General features: G+C 61.3%; 13 protein-coding genes. 4 read left to right on the top strand and 9 right to left on the bottom strand.

All coding sequences use genetic code 11. From position 1 onward, the window contains the following. The first annotated feature begins 133 nt into the window (after window positions 1–133). A complete protein-coding gene (gene ilvD / locus FHW68_RS13945) occupies window positions 134–1,975 on the top strand; it encodes a dihydroxy-acid dehydratase (protein WP_095633221.1) in 1,842 nt (613 codons plus the stop codon). Window positions 1,976–2,128: 153 nt separating this feature from the next. Here the strand turns inward: ilvD and FHW68_RS13940 are convergent, their stop codons facing one another. Continuing rightward, window positions 2,129–3,190, bottom strand: a complete 1,062-nt coding sequence (locus FHW68_RS13940) for a phosphorylcholine phosphatase (RefSeq protein WP_095633220.1) — start codon at window positions 3,188–3,190, stop codon at window positions 2,129–2,131. Window positions 3,191–3,428: 238 nt separating this feature from the next. On the opposite strand from FHW68_RS13940, the gene FHW68_RS13935 reads away from it, so the two are divergent. Next, complete coding sequence (locus FHW68_RS13935; protein ID WP_183680867.1) at window positions 3,429–4,820, top strand: L-cystine transporter; 1,392 nt, start codon at window positions 3,429–3,431, stop codon at window positions 4,818–4,820. Window positions 4,821–4,930: 110 nt separating this feature from the next. Here FHW68_RS13935 and FHW68_RS13930 read toward each other — a convergent pair whose 3' ends face one another. Beyond that, window positions 4,931–5,443 (bottom strand): dihydrofolate reductase, encoded by a 513-nt coding sequence (locus FHW68_RS13930; protein WP_038980923.1) that lies wholly within the window; start codon window positions 5,441–5,443, stop codon window positions 4,931–4,933. Window positions 5,444–5,528: 85 nt separating this feature from the next. On the opposite strand from FHW68_RS13930, the gene FHW68_RS13925 reads away from it, so the two are divergent. Further along, the gene (locus FHW68_RS13925; RefSeq protein WP_183680865.1) at window positions 5,529–6,908 is read left to right on the top strand and encodes a DUF2868 domain-containing protein; all 1,380 of its coding nucleotides are present in this window, start codon (window positions 5,529–5,531) and stop codon (window positions 6,906–6,908) included. Continuing rightward, complete coding sequence (locus tag FHW68_RS13920; protein WP_183680863.1) at window positions 6,901–8,277, top strand: GTPase/DUF3482 domain-containing protein; 1,377 nt, start codon at window positions 6,901–6,903, stop codon at window positions 8,275–8,277. The genes FHW68_RS13925 and FHW68_RS13920 overlap by 8 nt, the downstream gene beginning before the upstream one ends. Window positions 8,278–8,422: 145 nt before the next feature. On the opposite strand, the gene FHW68_RS13915 is transcribed toward FHW68_RS13920, so the two are convergent. From FHW68_RS13915 to FHW68_RS13885, 7 genes are all read right to left on the bottom strand, one after another. Next, window positions 8,423–8,980 (bottom strand): phosphonate degradation HD-domain oxygenase, encoded by a 558-nt coding sequence (locus tag FHW68_RS13915; protein WP_183680860.1) that lies wholly within the window; start codon window positions 8,978–8,980, stop codon window positions 8,423–8,425. Continuing rightward, a complete protein-coding gene (locus FHW68_RS13910; protein WP_183680858.1) occupies window positions 8,980–10,113 on the bottom strand; it encodes a TIGR03364 family FAD-dependent oxidoreductase in 1,134 nt (377 codons plus the stop codon). Before FHW68_RS13910 ends, FHW68_RS13915 begins: the two co-directional genes overlap by 1 nt. 70 nt (window positions 10,114–10,183) lie before the next feature. Beyond that, entirely contained in the window at window positions 10,184–11,209 is a 1,026-nt protein-coding gene (locus tag FHW68_RS13905; RefSeq protein WP_183680856.1) for a putative 2-aminoethylphosphonate ABC transporter substrate-binding protein, read from the bottom strand. A 37-nt stretch (window positions 11,210–11,246) separates the two neighbouring features. Continuing rightward, entirely contained in the window at window positions 11,247–12,971 is a 1,725-nt protein-coding gene (locus FHW68_RS13900; RefSeq protein ID WP_183680854.1) for a putative 2-aminoethylphosphonate ABC transporter permease subunit, read from the bottom strand. Continuing rightward, window positions 12,971–14,047, bottom strand: coding sequence for a putative 2-aminoethylphosphonate ABC transporter ATP-binding protein (locus FHW68_RS13895; RefSeq protein WP_183680851.1), 1,077 nt, complete (start codon window positions 14,045–14,047; stop codon window positions 12,971–12,973). Before FHW68_RS13895 ends, FHW68_RS13900 begins: the two co-directional genes overlap by 1 nt. A gap of 235 nt (window positions 14,048–14,282) precedes the next feature. Beyond that, entirely contained in the window at window positions 14,283–15,146 is an 864-nt protein-coding gene (locus FHW68_RS13890) for a LysR family transcriptional regulator (RefSeq protein ID WP_183680849.1), read from the bottom strand. A gap of 16 nt (window positions 15,147–15,162) precedes the next feature. Continuing rightward, a complete protein-coding gene (locus FHW68_RS13885; RefSeq protein ID WP_183680847.1) occupies window positions 15,163–17,409 on the bottom strand; it encodes a heavy metal translocating P-type ATPase in 2,247 nt (748 codons plus the stop codon). Window positions 17,410–17,452: the final 43 nt, after the last annotated feature.

Genomic DNA, 17,452 nt, shown 5'->3' with positions numbered 1-17,452 from the left:
CTCAAGCTGAAGCGCGCGGCGATCCCGCAAAGTTATCGGCAACTTCCGGACACACGGCCATTTCTGAGTGTTCCAGACGTCAATAGAAGCTCACTTCCCTTTTTGATACCTGATTAGCCGCCCGGAGTGCTTCATGCCTGATTACCGCTCGAAAACATCCACCCACGGCCGCAACATGGCCGGTGCCCGCGCATTGTGGCGCGCCACGGGGATGAAAGATGACGACTTCAAGAAGCCGATCATCGCCATTGCCAACTCCTTTACCCAGTTCGTACCGGGCCATGTGCACCTCAAGGACCTGGGGCAACTGGTCGCTCGCGAAATCGAGCGGGCCGGCGGCGTCGCCAAAGAATTCAACACCATCGCCGTGGACGACGGCATCGCCATGGGCCATGACGGCATGCTCTATTCGCTGCCGAGCCGCGAGATCATCGCCGATTCCGTCGAATACATGGTCAACGCCCATTGCGCCGATGCCATCGTCTGCATCTCCAACTGCGACAAGATCACCCCCGGCATGCTGATGGCCTCCTTGCGCCTGAACATCCCGGTGATCTTCGTGTCCGGTGGCCCGATGGAAGCCGGCAAGACCAAACTGGCCAGTCACGGTCTCGACCTGGTCGACGCCATGGTGATTGCCGCCGACTCCAGCGCATCTGACGAGAAAGTCGCCGAGTACGAGCGTAGCGCCTGCCCGACATGCGGCTCCTGTTCCGGTATGTTCACCGCCAACTCGATGAACTGCCTGGTTGAAGCCCTGGGCCTGGCATTGCCGGGCAACGGTTCGACCCTGGCCACCCACAGTGATCGCGAACAGCTGTTCCTGCAGGCCGGCCGCACCATCGTCGAGCTGTGCAAACGTTATTACGGCGAGAACGATGAGTCGGTGTTGCCACGCAACATCGCCAACTTCAAGGCATTCGAAAATGCCATGACCCTGGACATCGCCATGGGCGGTTCCACCAACACCATCCTGCACTTGCTGGCCGCGGCCCAGGAAGCCGAGATCGATTTCGACCTGCGCGACATCGACCGCCTTTCCCGTCACGTACCGCAACTGTGCAAAGTCGCGCCGAACATCCAGAAGTACCACATGGAAGACGTGCACCGTGCCGGCGGGATCTTCAGTATCCTCGGCTCCCTGGCCCGTGGCGGTCTGTTGCACACCGACCTGCCGACCGTGCACAGCAAAAGCATGGCCGAAGGTATCGCCAAATGGGACATCACCCAGACCACCGACGAAGCCGTGCATCACTTCTTCAAGGCCGGCCCGGCGGGCATTCCGACGCAAACTGCGTTCAGCCAGTCGACCCGTTGGGAAACCCTGGACGACGACCGTGAAAACGGCTGCATCCGCAGTGTCGAACACGCTTACTCGAAAGAAGGCGGCCTGGCCGTTCTGTACGGCAACATCGCTCTGGACGGCTGCGTGGTGAAGACCGCCGGCGTCGACGAGTCGATCCACGTCTTCGAAGGCAACGCGAAGATCTTCGAAAGCCAGGACAGCGCCGTACGCGGCATCCTCGCCGATGAAGTGAAGGCCGGCGACATCGTGATCATTCGTTACGAAGGCCCGAAAGGCGGCCCGGGCATGCAGGAAATGTTGTACCCGACGTCTTACCTGAAATCCAAAGGCCTGGGCAAAGCCTGCGCCCTGCTCACCGATGGCCGTTTCTCTGGCGGCACTTCGGGCCTGTCCATTGGCCATGCTTCGCCAGAAGCCGCTGCCGGCGGCGCAATCGGTCTGGTGCAGGATGGCGATAAAATATTGATCGACATTCCGAACCGCTCGATCAACCTGTTGATCAGCGATGAAGAACTGGTCGCGCGCCGTGCCGAGCAGGACAAGAAAGGCTGGAAACCGGTGGAAGTGCGCCCGCGTAAAGTGACCACGGCGCTCAAAGCCTATGCCCTGTTGGCCACCAGCGCCGATAAGGGTGCGGTACGTAACAAGGCGATGCTCGACGGCTTGTAATCCTTAACCGTCGAACAAAAAAATGCCCCGCCAGGTGCGGGGCTGATCGTTCCCACGCTCCCGCGTGGGAATGCTTCAAGGGACGCTCTGCGTCCAGTGACGCGGAGCGTCACAGGCTGCATTCCCACGCAGAGGGAACGATCATCGCAGCGCTTACTGAATCTCTTCAGGCTTGACGATCACCCAGTTCTTGTCCGCCGTCACCGCTAACCCTTCTTTCGCCTGGGCTGCTGCGTTTTTGGCCATCATGCCGTTAATCTGGGTCATGTATTTGTCTTTGCGGTTGACCCACAAATGGATGCCGCCCTTGGACACGTCGACACTGTGGAACAGCATGTAGCCGTCGCTGGTCGGAGTGTCGCCGCCCACCAGGACCGGTTTTTTCCACTCATCGATGTAGGTCAGGATCGCCGCCTGCTTGCCGGCCATCCAGGTTGCCGGAGTCCACAGATACGGCGTCAGTTCGAGGCCCAGGTTAGCCTTCTCGTCATACTTGCCCGCGGTGACTTGCTTGCGTGCAGTGGTCAGCTCGCCGGTCTTGCGGTCCTTGAGCAACAGGCTCACGCCAATCACGTTCTGCGGTTTGACGTTGTAGCCGTACTTCGGATCGGAGGCGACCATGCGCACCAGTTCTTCGGAGGCGGCGGTCATCACGTAGACCTCGATGCCGTTCTCCATCAGCTTGGTGTAGAGCTCTTTCTGACCGGTGAAGATTTTCGGTGGATTGACATCGATGGTCTTGACCACATCGCCGTCGTAATAAGTGCTAGGCACTGGTTTGCCTGACGCCATCAGCTCGTCAACGTTGGCCTTGAGTTCCTGAAGCGTGAAGCCGGAAAACACTTGGGCGACCCATGGATAGCAAACCATGTCGTCTAATTCGCAGAGGCGATAGTAGTAGCTGAACAAACTTTCCTTGTGGTCGGCAGTGTCCTTGAACGGCATCAGTTTCAGGGAGGGATCGAGGCTCTCGCGGGTGATCAGGCCCTTGTTTTCCATGAACGGCAGCAACGATTCTTCAAGGTCGTAGCGATAACTGGTGTTGTCCATGTCGAACACCGCGAAGTTACCTTTGTTGGCATTGGCCGCGATCATGGCGTCCAGCGCCTTGGCCTGATCGGCTGGCCAGTGCTTCAAATCCGTGGCGAAAACCTGGCCGGCAAGGCCCAGTCCCAAACTCAGTGCGGCAGCCAGAAATTTCGGTGCGAGCTTCATCGGCGTTTCTCCCTGATTTAAAGATATCGACGCTAACAAATCCGTATGACAGTCCCCGCTTCCCCGCGACCGCTTGCATCCTGATTCCGCCAACTGCATTCCTCACAGCGGCATCGGCTTATTCCAAAAACGACAGTCCACCGCTGTTTTTGATATTAATTCATTACATTTCAAGCTGTTAGGCTTGCCGGTTCGCAGTCACACACGAAGGTGGCTGGCACACGTCTATGGAGCTTCTATGAATCTGCCGCTGATTCTCAATCTGCTGGTGTTCCTCGCCTTGCTCTTTGGCTTGGCGCAAACCCGTCACACCACCTGGAGCCTGGCCAAAAAAGTGCTGCTGGCGCTGGTCCTGGGCGTGGCATTTGGTGTCGCTCTGCACACGATTTATGGTGCGGGCAACCCGGTACTGAAAGCCTCGATCAGTTGGTTCGACCTGGTGGGCAACGGTTACGTGCAGTTGCTGCAGATGATCGTGATTCCACTGGTATTCGCCTCGATCCTCAGCGCCGTGGCACGCCTGCATAACGCTTCGTCGCTGGGCAAGATCAGCTTCCTGACTATCGGCACACTGCTGTTCACCACCGCTATCGCAGCGTTGATCGGCATCGGCCTGACCAACCTGTTCGGCCTGACCGCCGAAGGCCTGGTCGCCGGCACCCAGGAAATGGCTCGTCTGCAAACCATCCAGAGCGATTACGCGGGCAAGGTTGCTGACCTGAATGTGCCGCAGTTGCTGCTGTCGTTCATCCCGCAGAACCCGTTCGCCGACCTCGCTCGCGCCAAGCCGACCTCGATCATCAGCGTGGTGATCTTCGCCACGCTCCTTGGGGTCGCAGCGCTGCAACTGCTCAAGGATGATGTCGAGAAAGGTCAGAAAGTGATCAACGCCATCGACACCCTGCAAGCCTGGGTGATGCGTCTGGTGCGTCTGGTGATGAAGCTGACCCCGTACGGCGTATTGGCGCTGATGACCAAAGTGGTCGCCGGCTCCAACCTGCAAGACATCCTCAAGCTCGGCGGTTTTGTGGTGGTGTCCTACATCGGCCTGGGCTTGATGTTTGTGGTCCATGGCTTGCTGGTGTCGGCGGCCGGGATCAACCCGCTGCGCTTCTTCCGCAAGATCTGGCCGGTGCTGACGTTTGCCTTCACCAGCCGCTCCAGCGCCGCCACCATTCCACTGAGTATCGAAGCCCAGACCAGCCGCTTGGGGATTGCGCCATCCATCGCCAGTTTTGCTGCCTCGTTCGGCGCGACCATTGGCCAGAACGGTTGCGCCGGTCTGTACCCGGCCATGCTGGCGGTGATGGTCGCGCCGACCGTGGGCATCAACCCGCTGGACCCGCTGTGGATCGCGACGCTGGTGGCGATTGTGACGCTGAGTTCGGCCGGTGTGGCCGGGGTGGGTGGTGGCGCGACCTTCGCCGCGTTGATCGTGCTGCCGGCGATGGGTTTGCCGGTGTCACTGGTGGCGTTGCTGATTTCGGTTGAGCCGTTGATCGATATGGGTCGTACGGCGTTGAACGTGAGTGGTTCGATCACGGCGGGTGCGATTACCAGCCAGATGATGCAGCAGACGGATAAAGCGTTGCTGGATGCGGATGAGCATTCGGAGTTGGCTCACGCTTGACCCGTACTGATCGTTCCCACGCTCCCGCGTGGGAATGCCTCAAGGGACGCTCCGCGTCCAGTGACGCGGAGCGTCACGGGCTGCATTCCCACGCAGAGCGTGGGAACGATCTACGTGCGCTCCCAAACCTCGAAACTGTACGCCGGCTTGTCGCCCTCCGCCGGATTCGGAACATTCGACACCAGCTTCCACTGGTTCAAATCAAATTCCGGAAACCATGCATCCCCTTCAGGGCTGAGCGCCACGCGGGTCAGGTATAGCCGATCAGCCTGTGCCAACCCTTGGGCATACAACTGCGCCCCGCCAATCAGCATCACTTCATCAACGCCCTGCTCGTTCGCCCATTGCTGCGCGCGAACCACCGCTGCCTCCAGCGACGGATAAACCTCCGCGCCTTCCAGTTGCAGATCCGCCTGACGGCTGACCACAATGTTTAAGCGGCCGGGCAGCGGACGACCGAGGGAATCCCAGGTCTTGCGACCCATGATGATCGGTTTGCCGAGGGTGGTGGCCTTGAAGTATTTGAAGTCCCCCGGCAAGTGCCAGGGCATGCTGTTGTCGACGCCGATCACACGGTTTTCACCGAGGGCTGCGATCAGGCTGAGGGGGAGTGATTTAGTCATGTCGGCGAGGATACCAGAGCCTCCCTTACCCCGATAAGCGTCACAGCGGTTATGCTCACCGCTCAATTAAGCGACGGGAAGCCGCGTGACTGAACTGACTCCACTGCAAAACCTCTGGCTGAGTGAAACCATACGCCTGCGTGAAGAACACGCCGGCCCCTTGGACGATCTGGAAGCCAATCGAATCGCCCGCAGCGCCGGCGGCGACCTGCCAATGCGCATTCACCGCCGCGCCTTGTGGCTGGCCGAGCGTGATGGACAGGCCCTCGCCCTCAAACACTGGCTGCAAGGCGCGCGCCTTGCGCTGATAGTGCTGGCCGTTCTCGCCGTGATCAGCGGCGCCGGCCTGGCGTTTGCCGCATTGGGCGACGGCCAGAGCCCGGTCAATGTGTTCTGGGCATTGGGCAGCCTGCTCGGGCTGAATCTGATTCTTTTGCTGAGCTGGGCCCTGGGCCTGGTGTTCGCCGGTGAACAAGGCGCCGCCCTCGGGCGCTTATGGCTGTGGCTCAGTGAAAAACTCGCCCGCGACGCCAATGCCGCGCAACTGGCGCCGGCTCTGTTGCTGTTGCTGCAACGGCACAAACTCAATCGTTGGGCGCTGGGCGTGCTGGTCAACGGGTTGTGGTTGGTGGCGATGCTCAGCGCCTTGGTGATGGTGCTGACGCTGATGGCGACCCGGCGCTACGGTTTCGTCTGGGAAACCACCATTCTGGGCGGCAACACCTTTGTCGCCATGACCCAAGCCCTCGGCGCCCTGCCGGCCTTGCTCGGTTTCAGTGTGCCCGGTGTGGAGATGATCCGCGCCAGCGGCGATGCCGCGCTGAACATCGAAAGTGCCCGCCAGGCTTGGGCGGCGTGGCTGGTGGGGGTGCTGCTGGTGTACGGCGTTTTGCCGCGATTGCTGCTCGCATTATTCTGCCTGTGGCGCTGGAAAACCGGACAAGCAGCCCTGCATCTGGATTTGAACCTGCCCGGCTACGCCCAACTGCGCGAACGGTTGATGCCCACCAGCGAACGCCTGGGCATCAGCGACGTCGCGCCTGCGCAACTGCATCGGCTTGAAAACGCTGCCAGCGATCTGCAAAGCGATGGCGCACTGTTGGTGGCCATCGAGCTGGACGATCAACGTCCCTGGCCGCCGCCGTTGCCGAAAAACGTCAACAACGCCGGCGTCCTCGACAGCCGCGAATCCCGGCACAAGCTGCTCGAACAACTGAGTCGCTTCCCACCGGCCCGTCTGGCCATCGCCTGCGATCCACGGCGTTCGCCAGACCGTGGCAGCCTGGCGCTGATCACCGAACTGGCCCGCAGCGCCAGCGCCACCCGTGTGTGGTTGTTGCAAGCGCCGCCTGGCGAAGCGCTGGATGCCGAGCGCTTGGGCGACTGGCATGTTGCGCTACAACAACTGAACCTGCCTTTCGCCGATTGCGCGCCGTTGAACTGGCTGGAGACGGGTCATGACTGATGCCTGGAAACAGCCGTTGAAGCTCGCCGTGGTCGGCCACACCAACGTCGGCAAAACCTCGTTGCTGCGAACGCTGACGCGGGACGTCGGCTTCGGCGAAGTGTCCCATCGCCCCAGCACCACACGCCATGTCGAGGGCGCGCGCCTGTCGGTGGACGGCGAGCCGTTACTTGATCTGTTCGACACGCCGGGCCTGGAAGACGCCATCGCCCTGCTCGACTACCTCGAGCGCCTGGAACGACCCGGCGAACGCCTCGACGGCCCGGCACGATTGGCGCGTTTTCTGGAGAGCAGCGAAGCCAGGCAGCGCTTCGAACAGGAAGCCAAGGTGCTGCGGCAACTGCTCGCCTCGGACGCCGGGCTTTATGTAATCGATGCCCGGGAGCCGGTGCTGGCCAAGTACCGCGACGAATTGGAGGTGCTGGCCAGTTGCGGCAAACCGCTGCTGCCGGTGCTGAATTTTGTCAGCAGCGCCCAGCATCGCGAACCTGACTGGCGTGAAGCCCTGGCGCGATTGGGCCTGCATGCGCTGGTACGTTTCGACAGCGTCGCGCCACCGGAAGATGGCGAACGTCGACTCTACGAAAGCCTGGCGCTGCTGCTGGAAAACTCCCGCGAACAACTGGAGCGTTTGATCGCTGATCAGCAGGCCCAACGCCTGGCCCGTCAGCAGAGTGCAGCACGGCTGATTGCCGATTTATTGATCGATTGCGCCGCCTGTCGCCGCAGTGTGGTCAGCGAGGCGGCGCAAGAACAGCAAGCGATCAACGAACTGCGCAAAGCGGTGCGACAACGCGAACAACGCTGTGTCGAAGCGCTGCTCAAGCTTTACGCTTTCCGCCCGCAGGATGCGGCGGCCAGTGACTTGCCGTTGCTCGATGGTCGCTGGGGCGATGACCTGTTCAACCCGGAAACGTTGAGGCAGCTCGGTGTACGGGTGGGCGGCGGTATCGCAGCCGGCGCGGCGGCCGGGGCCGGTGTTGACTTGCTGGTGGGCGGCCTGACCCTCGGCGCGGCGGCGCTGGCCGGTGCGATTGCCGGCGGCGCCCTGCAAACCGCTCGCAGTTACGGCAGCCGATTGCTGGGCAAGATAAAGGGGCAGCGAGAACTGACCGTCGACGACAGCGTTCTGCGGCTGTTGGCGTTACGTCAGCGGCAATTGCTACAAGCACTGAGTTCCCGGGGCCACGCAGCGATGGACAGCATTCAGGTCGCCACGCCGCAGGACAAAACCTGGCGCGAAGGCAAACTGCCCGAAGCGCTGAACAAGGCCCGGGCCCATCCGCAGTGGTCGTCGCTCAACCCGAATTCGAAGTTGAGTCAGGCGGAGCGCCAAGAACAGGTTGAGGTGTTGGCGCAGCAACTTTAAAGACCCGCAATCTGCGGTGTCAGCGCTGGCCTCATCGCGGGCAAGCCACGCTCCCACAGGGATCTTCGGTGTTTATACGATCTCTGTATCACTCAACCTGTGGGAGCGGGCTTGCCCGCGATGGGCGCGACTGGGTTATCGAACTTTACTCAGCCAGCAGCCGCAACGCCTTTGCCTTCAAGATGCCCAGATCCATCACCGGCAGCCACTTCTGCTTGGCCAATTCATCCCACTGGCGCATCCGCAAGCTGACGGCACACAACGGATCTCGCTCGAACGCCTCGGCCTCGGCAGCCGTCATCATCCCGCCCTGATACGCCAGCGTCCGCCGACTGGCTTCGCTCAAGCGCTCGTAGTACCCGGGCGCTTTGAGCGTCAGATAACGCTTGGCCTGAACGTGGTATTCCACTAACTGCGCCAGGCGTTTGCTGAAGCCGGCGCGACGCAAATAATCGGCGCCCAAACGCTCATGGCTGACCACTCCAAAGCCACCCATGCTCTCGGCACCCTTATCACACAGATGCCCGATATCGTGAAAGAACGCCGCCAGCACCACTTCATCATCGAACCCCTCGGCCATCGCCAGTTCCGCCGCCTGCGACATGTGCTCGATCTGTGATACCGGTTCACCGATGTAATCGTTGCCGCCAAATCGCTCGTACAGACCGAATACTTCGGCGATCACCTGCTCATGGCGGTCCATCAACTGTCTCCCAATAAAGACGCGACGTTACGTTCGGCCATCGCCGGCCCGACGCTCATGCCGACGCCGGTGTGCATCAGCGCCACGCTCACCCCTGGCATCGGACGCAAAAAGGAGAACGGCCCCGGTCCGCGTGAACCATAGACGCCCTGCCAGCGTTCGACCACTTGCACCTTGCAGCCCAACGTCTGCTCGGCCAGTTCAATCATCCAGTCATCCACCTGCTCGGCATTGAATGGTGATGGATCGCTGCCGTAATGGTGGGAATCGCCGATGATCAACTCACCGTAAGGCGTCGGGCTGATCAGCAGGTGAATGCCGTTTTCATGCAGATGGGGTGCCTCGCGCAGAATCTGCGCCTGCACCGCGGCGGCTTCCGGCAGATCGGCGAAGGCGCCGTAATGGACGCAACTCAGACCGGTGAGCAGCGCGTGTTGCAGGTTGAGGTTGATCCGCGGGCGGGCGCGGAGCATTTGCAGGCGGCAGATTTGCGGATTGAGTTCGGCAATCGGCTCGGCCAGCAGCGTCTGATAATCGTGGCCGGAGCAGACAATGATCTGCTCGGCGCTAAAGGTGCCGGCGGTGCTGTGCAAGCGGCCGGGCTCGATGTCACGCACGAGTGTGGAGAAGTGAAACGTCACGCCGAGTTCGCGGCGCAGGTAGTCGATCAGCGCTGGAATGGCTTCGCGGGAATACAGTTGCTGATCGTCCATGCCGTGCAACGCGGCGCGGTGATGGCTGAACTGGCCGTTGTACAGATCACGCAATGGCGCACCGCGCAGCAGTTCGACGCGATAACCATGCTGCACGGCGCGGCCGGCGCAGAAGGCTTCCAACAGGTGTTCTTCGGCTTCGGTGCGGGCGAACAGGTACGAGCCGTTGCGCTTGAGTTGCAAGCCAGCGAACTGGGCCCATTGGCTCCAGATGTCGCGGCTGGACTTGGCCAGTTCAAGCATTGGGCCGGGAGGCTGGCCGGTGACCAGTGCCTGGCCGAAGTTGCGCACCGAGGCGCCCAAAGGGGTTTCGCTGCGTTCGAAAAGGGTGACTTTCAGACCGCGTCGGGCGGCGGCATAGGCGTGGGACAGACCGAGGATGCCGGCGCCGACGATCAGCATGTCGTTGTGATGAGTCATGGAGTTCTCCAATGACGCGGAGCGTCCTTTGCTGCATTCCCACGCAGAGCGTGGGAACGATCGGTGGTGCTTACTTGGCCGCCACTTTCTCGGACTTGCCGTCATAACGCTTGCGCCATTCGGTGAGGATCTGGTCACGATTCTTCGAGGCCCAGGCAAAGTCGTTCTTGATCAGGCGCTGCTCGTAATCGGCTGGCAGTTCGGTTTGCGGCTTGGCGATACCCGGTTGCGCCAGCACGGCGAAGTTCTCTTTATAAAGCTCCATCGCCGCCGGGCTTGCAGAGAAGTCCGCCAGCTGCTTCGCCGCGTCTTCATGGGGCGTGCCTTTGATCACGGCGGTGGCTTCGATCTCCCAGCCCAGGCCTTCCTTCGGCAGGATGATGTCCAGCGGCGCGCCCTGGCGTTTCAATTGAACAGCCGGGTATTCAAAGGAAATGCCGATCGGGAATTCACCGGCGGCCGCAAGCTTGCACGGCTTGGAACCGGAGTGAACGTACTGGCCGATGTTCTGGTGCAGGTCGTCCATGTACTGCCAGCCCTGCTTCTCGCCGAAGGTTTGCAGCCAGGCGCTGACGTCGAGGAAACCGGTGCCGGACGAGGCCGGGTTAGGCATGACGATCTTGCCTTTGTACTCAGGCTTGGTCAGGTCCTGCCAGCTCACGGGCTTGTTCAAACCCTGCTTTTCGGCCTCGATGGTGTTGAAGCAAATGGTCGCCGCCCAGACGTCCATGCCGACCCAGGCTGGCGGGTTGGCCGCGTCACGGTAGTTGCCACCGATCTTGCCCAGGTCTTTCGGTGCGTAGCGTTGCAGCATGCCTTGCTGGTCGAGAATCGCCAGGCTCGACGCCGCCAGGCCCCATACGGCGTCAGCCTGCGGGCGGGCTTTTTCGGCCAGGAGTTTGGCGGTGATGATGCCGGTGGAATCGCGCACCCACTTGATCTCGACGTCCGGGTTGGCCTTTTCAAAGGCTTCTTTGTAGGTCCTCAGTTGTTCGGCTTCGAGGGCGGTGTACACCGTCAACTCGGTTTTCGCCGCAAAGGCGTTCAGGCTGAAAGCGGTGAGGACAGCAGCGGCCAGGGCCAAAGGCTTGAACATGATCTTTTCCTGTTTGAGTTGAGGTGTGGGGGGCAAATCAATGACTGGGCGCGGTCTGCCGCCAGGCCTGGGAGCGGCGCAACAAACCGCGCGAAGCCCAGGCCAGCAGCAGGGACACCCCCGCCGAGGTGAACAGAATCAGGGTCGACATCGCCGCCGCGCCGCCGACGTTGCCGGCATCGTCCATGTTCAACACCGCCACCGCCGCGAGGATGGTGTCGGGGCTGTAGAGGAAGATCGCCGCCGAGACGGTGGTCATGGCCGAGACGAACAGGTAGCGCACGATGTCCAGCAGCGCCGGCAGGCAGATCGGCACGGTAACTCGCAGGTAATGCCGGTACAGGGGCGCCTTGAGCGACAGCGCGGCGGCTTCGAATTCGGCATCGAGTTGACGCAGCGCGGTGGTGGCGGTCATTTGTGCGGTGGTCAAATAGTGAGCAATGGTGCAAACCACCAGCAGGGTCATGGTCCCGTAGAGCACATGCAACGGGTTGCCGCTGAAGTTGAAGAAGAAGACGTAACCCAGGCCCAGCACCAGCCCCGGCACCGCCATCGGTACGAAACTGAGCATGCGCAGGGTCAGATTCAGTCCGCGCTGGCCACGGGTTTTCTCCATCAGGTAAGCCCCGGTGAAGATCAGCACACTGCCGATCAACGCCGTACACAACGCCATCTTCACGCTGTTGCCGTAGGCCAGCCAGCCACCGCCCGCCGTGTCGTTGAACTGGTAATGGTTGAGTGACAACGACAGGTTGTATGGCCAGAACTTCACCAGTGATGAGTACACCGCCATACCGAACACCAGCAGCAACACCGCGCAGATCAACAGCACGATGGCCAGATAACAACTGTCGCGCAGCATCGATGGCGCCGGTTGAAACACTTGCGTCCGACCACTCATGGAATCGCCATGACGCCGACGCAGCCAGGCGTCGACGCCAAAGCTGAACAGCGCCGGCAGCAGCAGGAGCATGCCAATCAATGCGCCGCGACCGAATTGCTGCTGGCCGACCACGGCTTTGTAGGCCTCCAGCGCCAGCACTTGATAGTCGCCCCCGACCACCACGGGCACGCCGAAGTCGGTGATGGTCAGGGTGAAGACGAGGCAGAACGCCGCGAACACCGCCTGACGGGTCGCCGGCCATGTGATGCTACGGAAAGCTTTCGCCGGACTGGCGCCCATGCTGGAAGCCGCATCGAACAATCGCGCATCCGCCAGGGACAGGGCCGACAGCAAAATCATCAAGGCGTGTGGGAAGGTGTAGATGACCTCGCCCAGAACAATGCCCCAGAAGCCGTAGATATTGTCCGAAAGCAAACCGCGCAGCATGCCCTGATTGCCGAACAGGTAAACCAGCGCGATACCCGGCAGCATCGACGGCGCCATCAGCGGCAACAACGACATGCCGCGCCAGATGCCTTTACCGGGAATCAATGTACGTTGCAGCGCGTAGGCAAACAGATAAGCCAGCGGTACGACGATGGCCGCGACACTGACAGACACTTTCAGGCTGTTGCCCAGCAACCAGTGGAAATTGGCGCTGCTCAGCAGTTCGCTGGCAGCCAGCAGACCGCCGCCCTGCCCGGCTTCGGAACTGAAGCCGCGCCAGAAGATCGCCAGCAATGGCATCAACACCGCCACGCCGAGCAACACCAGCAGCAGGACTTTGCCACCGACCACGAATAGCCGGTCGCCGATCTCGGCACGGGAGGCCTGCCGAACCTGCTTGTGCGGTATCGGCAGCGCGACGTTCACGCTCATCAGGCAAACACCTGCAGGCTGCGCGGCGGCAAGGCGACCATGATCTGCTGCGCGCCTAAACGCGGCATGGCTTCCGGCGCCAGTTCCGCCAGTAGTGCATGGCCCGGCAGCTGATCGAGTTCGAAGCTCATGCGGCAGCGGTTGCCGAGAAAAGTGATTTCGCGAACCTTGGCCGGGAACAGGTTTTCTTCATGCACCGGCGGGTTGACGTTGATCGCCTCAGGGCGGCAGAACAAACGGCCCGAGGCAGTTTTAGCGCTGCCTTCGGCCAGGCGCATCTTCATCCCGCCGACCTGAGCATGACTGTCGCTGCTACGGCGGAACGGCAGCCAGTTGCCCTGACCGACGAACTCCGCCACAAACGGTGTGGCCGGGCGATCGTAGATGTCCTGCGGCGTGGCGTACTGCTCGACCTTGCCGTTGTTCATCACGGCGATGCGGTCGGCCATCAGCATGGCTTCGTCCTGATTGTGGGTGACCATCAAGGTGGTGACGCCGAGGTTGCGCTGCAATTGGCGCAGTTCGGTGCACAGGTGCTCGCGGACCCGGGCGTCGAGCGCCGACATCGGTTCGTCCAACAGCAACAACGACGGCGCCGGCGCCAAGGCTCGCGCCAGGGCGACCCGTTGCTGCTGACCACCGGACAATTGGCCGGGGTATTTTTTCTCACTGCCGGTCAGGCCGACCAGCTCCAGCATCTGACCGACACGCTGGCGCACTTCATCGCGACCGCTGCCCGCGAGGCCGTAGGCAATGTTCGCTTCGACGCTGAGATTGGGAAACAACGCGTAGGACTGGAAGAGAATGCCGTAGTCCCGAGCCTGAGGTGCCAAGTGGGAAACGTCGCGATCGCCCAAGTACAACTCGCCGCTGTCCTGCTTCTCGAGGCCGGCGATGCAGCGCAACAAAGTGGTTTTGCCACAGCCCGACGGACCGAGCAGACACACCAGCTCACCCGCCGCGACGTCGAGGGAAACGTTATCCAGCGCGGTGAAGGCGCCGAAGCGTTTCTGCACGCCGCGCACTTTCATCGGCACGCCAGGGTTAGTCAGGGCAGTTGCAGTCGAGTGGTTCATGGACAGGCCTCATCAAGCAGATGAGGGCCATCCTAGGTTTGTAATGCGTCCGTCATGTGGCAACGAGGCAAAAACGGCCGATAGTGGTATTAGGGGATTTGGGTTGGGGGTTCAGGTTCTGTGTTGATCGTTCCCACGCTCTGCGTGGGAATGCTTCAACGGACGCTCCGCGTTCGGCTCTTGGAACCCAGAGCGTCCCGGGCTGCATTCCCACGCGGAGCGTGGGAACGATCATCTACGCCGGGGCCATTTCCTGCGCCAACCCGAGAAACGCCGCCGGCAGCCGCGCACCTTTTCGCTCTTTGAGGCAGTACAGGTACTCGGGAATCTGCGGCGCATTTTCGAGGGTCAGCACCCGCAATTGCGGATCGTGCGGCACTTCCTGGCGGGCAATGATGCTGATGCCGATGTTGCGCAATACCGCCTCACGGATCGATTCGCGGCTGCCAATCTCCAGCAACGGCCCGAAACTCACCCCGGCGCTGGCCAGCAATTCTTCGGTCAAGCGCCGAGTGGTCGAGCCCGATTCGCGCATCAACAAGGTATGCCCCGCCAGCGCACTGAGCGGCACATGATCATGCACCGCCAGCGGATGATTGCGGTGCACCGCCAGCACCAGCGGATCACTGCCGAGCACCCGGCGGATCAACCGCGCATCGTCCAGCAACTGCGAGGACGCCGCGACATCGACCCGGTAATCCTCCAGCGCTTCGAGCACTTGTTGGGAGTTGCCGATTTCCACCGACACCTCCACCTGCGGCAAGCGCTCGCGAAAGGTCTTCACCAGATCAAGGATGTAATACGGCGCGGTGGCGGCGATGCGTAACGCGCCCTGGACTTGACCGCTGTTACGCAGGAAGAACTCGATGTCGGCTTCTTGTTGCAACAGCGCTTTGACCATCGGCAACAACCGCGCGCCTTCATCACTGATACTGAGGCGACGGCCGCCACGGTAGAACAGCTCCACCGAATACTGGCTTTCCAGATGCCGGATCTGGGTCGTCACCGTCGGCTGGCTCAGGCCAAGCTTTTTCGCCGCCAGGGTAATGCTGCCCAGCCGGGCCACCATGTAAAACGCCTTCAGCTCGGCACTCAGCACACCCTTGCCTCATCGTCTATTTGCGCAACAGGCGCAAACCGTTGAACACCACCAACAGGCTTACGCCCATGTCGGCGAACACCGCCATCCACATGGTGGCGATCCCGGCGAAGGTTACCCCAAGAAAGATCACTTTGATGACCAATGCGAGGGCAATGTTCTGTTTGAGGATATTCGAGGTCTGCCGCGACAGCCGGATAAAAGCCGGAACCTTGCGTAGATCGTCATCCATCAGGGCGACATCAGCGGTTTCGATGGCGGTGTCGGTGCCGGCGGCTGCCATGGCGAAACCGATCTCGGCCCGTGCCAGTGCCGGGGCGTCGTTGATGCCATCACCCACCATTCCGACCCGATAGCCTTGGGCATACAGCGCTTCGATGGCTTGCAGCTTCTCGGTCGGCAACAGATCGCCCTGCGCCTGATCGATGCCCACGTGGGCGGCGATGACTTGAGCGGTGTGAACGTTGTCGCCGGTCAGCATCAGGGTTTTGATGCCCAACTCATGCAACTGCTCGATCGCTTCGCGACTGGACGCTTTCACGGTGTCCGCGACGGCAAACAATGCCAACGGACCGGATTTATCGAGCAACAGCACCACCGATTTGCCCTGTTTCTCCAGAGCAAACAGCTGCTCTTCCAGCGCTGGCGAACACAGGCCCAGATCTTCCACCAGGCGGTGGTTGCCCAAGTGGTAGAGCTCACCGTTGATCTCGCCGCGTACACCACGCCCCGCCAGTGCTGCGAAGTTATCCACAGTCAACGGCACCGGATGCTTATCCACAGCCTCGCTGGCGATGGCCAGCGACACCGGGTGATCCGAGCGACCGGCCAATGCCGCGGCAATGGCTGGCGCCGTTTCAGCAACGGTTGGATCGAGGGACAAATAGTCGGTCTGCACCGGTTTGCCGTGCGTGAGGGTGCCGGTCTTGTCGAGGGCCAGGTAATCGAGTTTGTAGCCGTGCTCCAGATAAACGCCGCCCTTGACCAGAATCCCTTTGCGCGCCGCTGCCGCAAGGCCGCTGACGATGGTCACCGGGGTGGAAATCACCAAGGCACACGGGCAGGCGACCACCAGCAACACCAGCGCCCGGTAGATCCAGTCGAACCACAGCGCATCCATGAACAGCGGCGGAATCACCGCTACGGCCAGGGCCAGGATGAACACCGCCGGGGTATAGATTTTCGAGAAGCTGTCGACGAAACGCTGGGTCGGAGCGCGCGCGCCCTGAGCCTGTTCCACGGCGTGAATAATCCGCGCCAGGGTCGAATTGTTTGCCGCAGCGGTTACCGTGTATTCCAGCGAACCGGACTGGTTGATGGTGCCGGCGAACACTTTGTCGCCGATGGCTTTCTCCACCGGCAGGCTTTCACCGGTGATCGGCGCCTGATTGATGGTCGAGTTACCGGACAGCACTTCGCCGTCCAGACCAATCCGCTCGCCGGGACGCACCCGCACCCGCGCACCCAGTTCGATGTCTTTTACCGGTTGCGCGACCCAACTGCCGTCGGCCTGCTGCACCGTGGCTTGCTCGGGGGCCATTTGCATCAGCCCGCCGATGGCGTTGCGCGCCCGGTCCAGAGACCTGGCTTCGATCAACTCGGCCACGGTGAACAGGAACATCACCATCGCCGCTTCCGGCCATTGGCCGATCAGAATTGCACCGGTCACCGCGATGCTCATCAGCGCGTTGATGTTCAGGTTGAAGTTTTTCAGGGCAATCCAGCCCTTTTTGTAAGTGCTAAGGCCACCGCTGAGAATCGAGACCAGCGCGATCACCGCCACCACCCAGTTCGGCGCCGCACTGGTGAAGTGGATAAGTTCGGCGGCCAGCGCCGCGACACCGGACAACGCCAGTGGCCACCAGGGCTTTTTCCCTGGCGCAGGGCTCGATACCGGTGCTTCGACGCCCTGCTCCATGGGCTCGGCGTGCATGCCCAGGGACTTGATCGCGTCGATGATCGGCAGGGTGTCTGGCAGGTCATGGGTCACGCCCAACACCCGATTGATCAGGTTGAACTCCAGCTGATGCACACCCGACAGCTTGCCGAGTTTGTTCTGGATCAGCGTCTGTTCGGTCGGGCAGTCCATGGCCTCGATGCGAAAGCTGCTCAAACGGGCACTGGCCGTCGGCGCTTCACTGAGTTTGATCAGTGATGGCGCTGCTGCTTTGGAGGAACAGCAGGAATCGCCATGGCTGCCATGCTTATGGCTTGCGTGGTCGTGCCCGGTCTCGGGTTTGTGGGTGTGAAGAGAATCGCTCATTGGTCGCGTCCATGAAGGTGCCTGTTGCCAAGTAAAGACCCTG

Source organism: Pseudomonas sp. Tn43 (assembly GCF_014192635.1).
Lineage (GTDB): Bacteria > Pseudomonadota > Gammaproteobacteria > Pseudomonadales > Pseudomonadaceae > Aquipseudomonas.
This window is presented reverse-complemented; position numbering and strand designations above follow the sequence as displayed.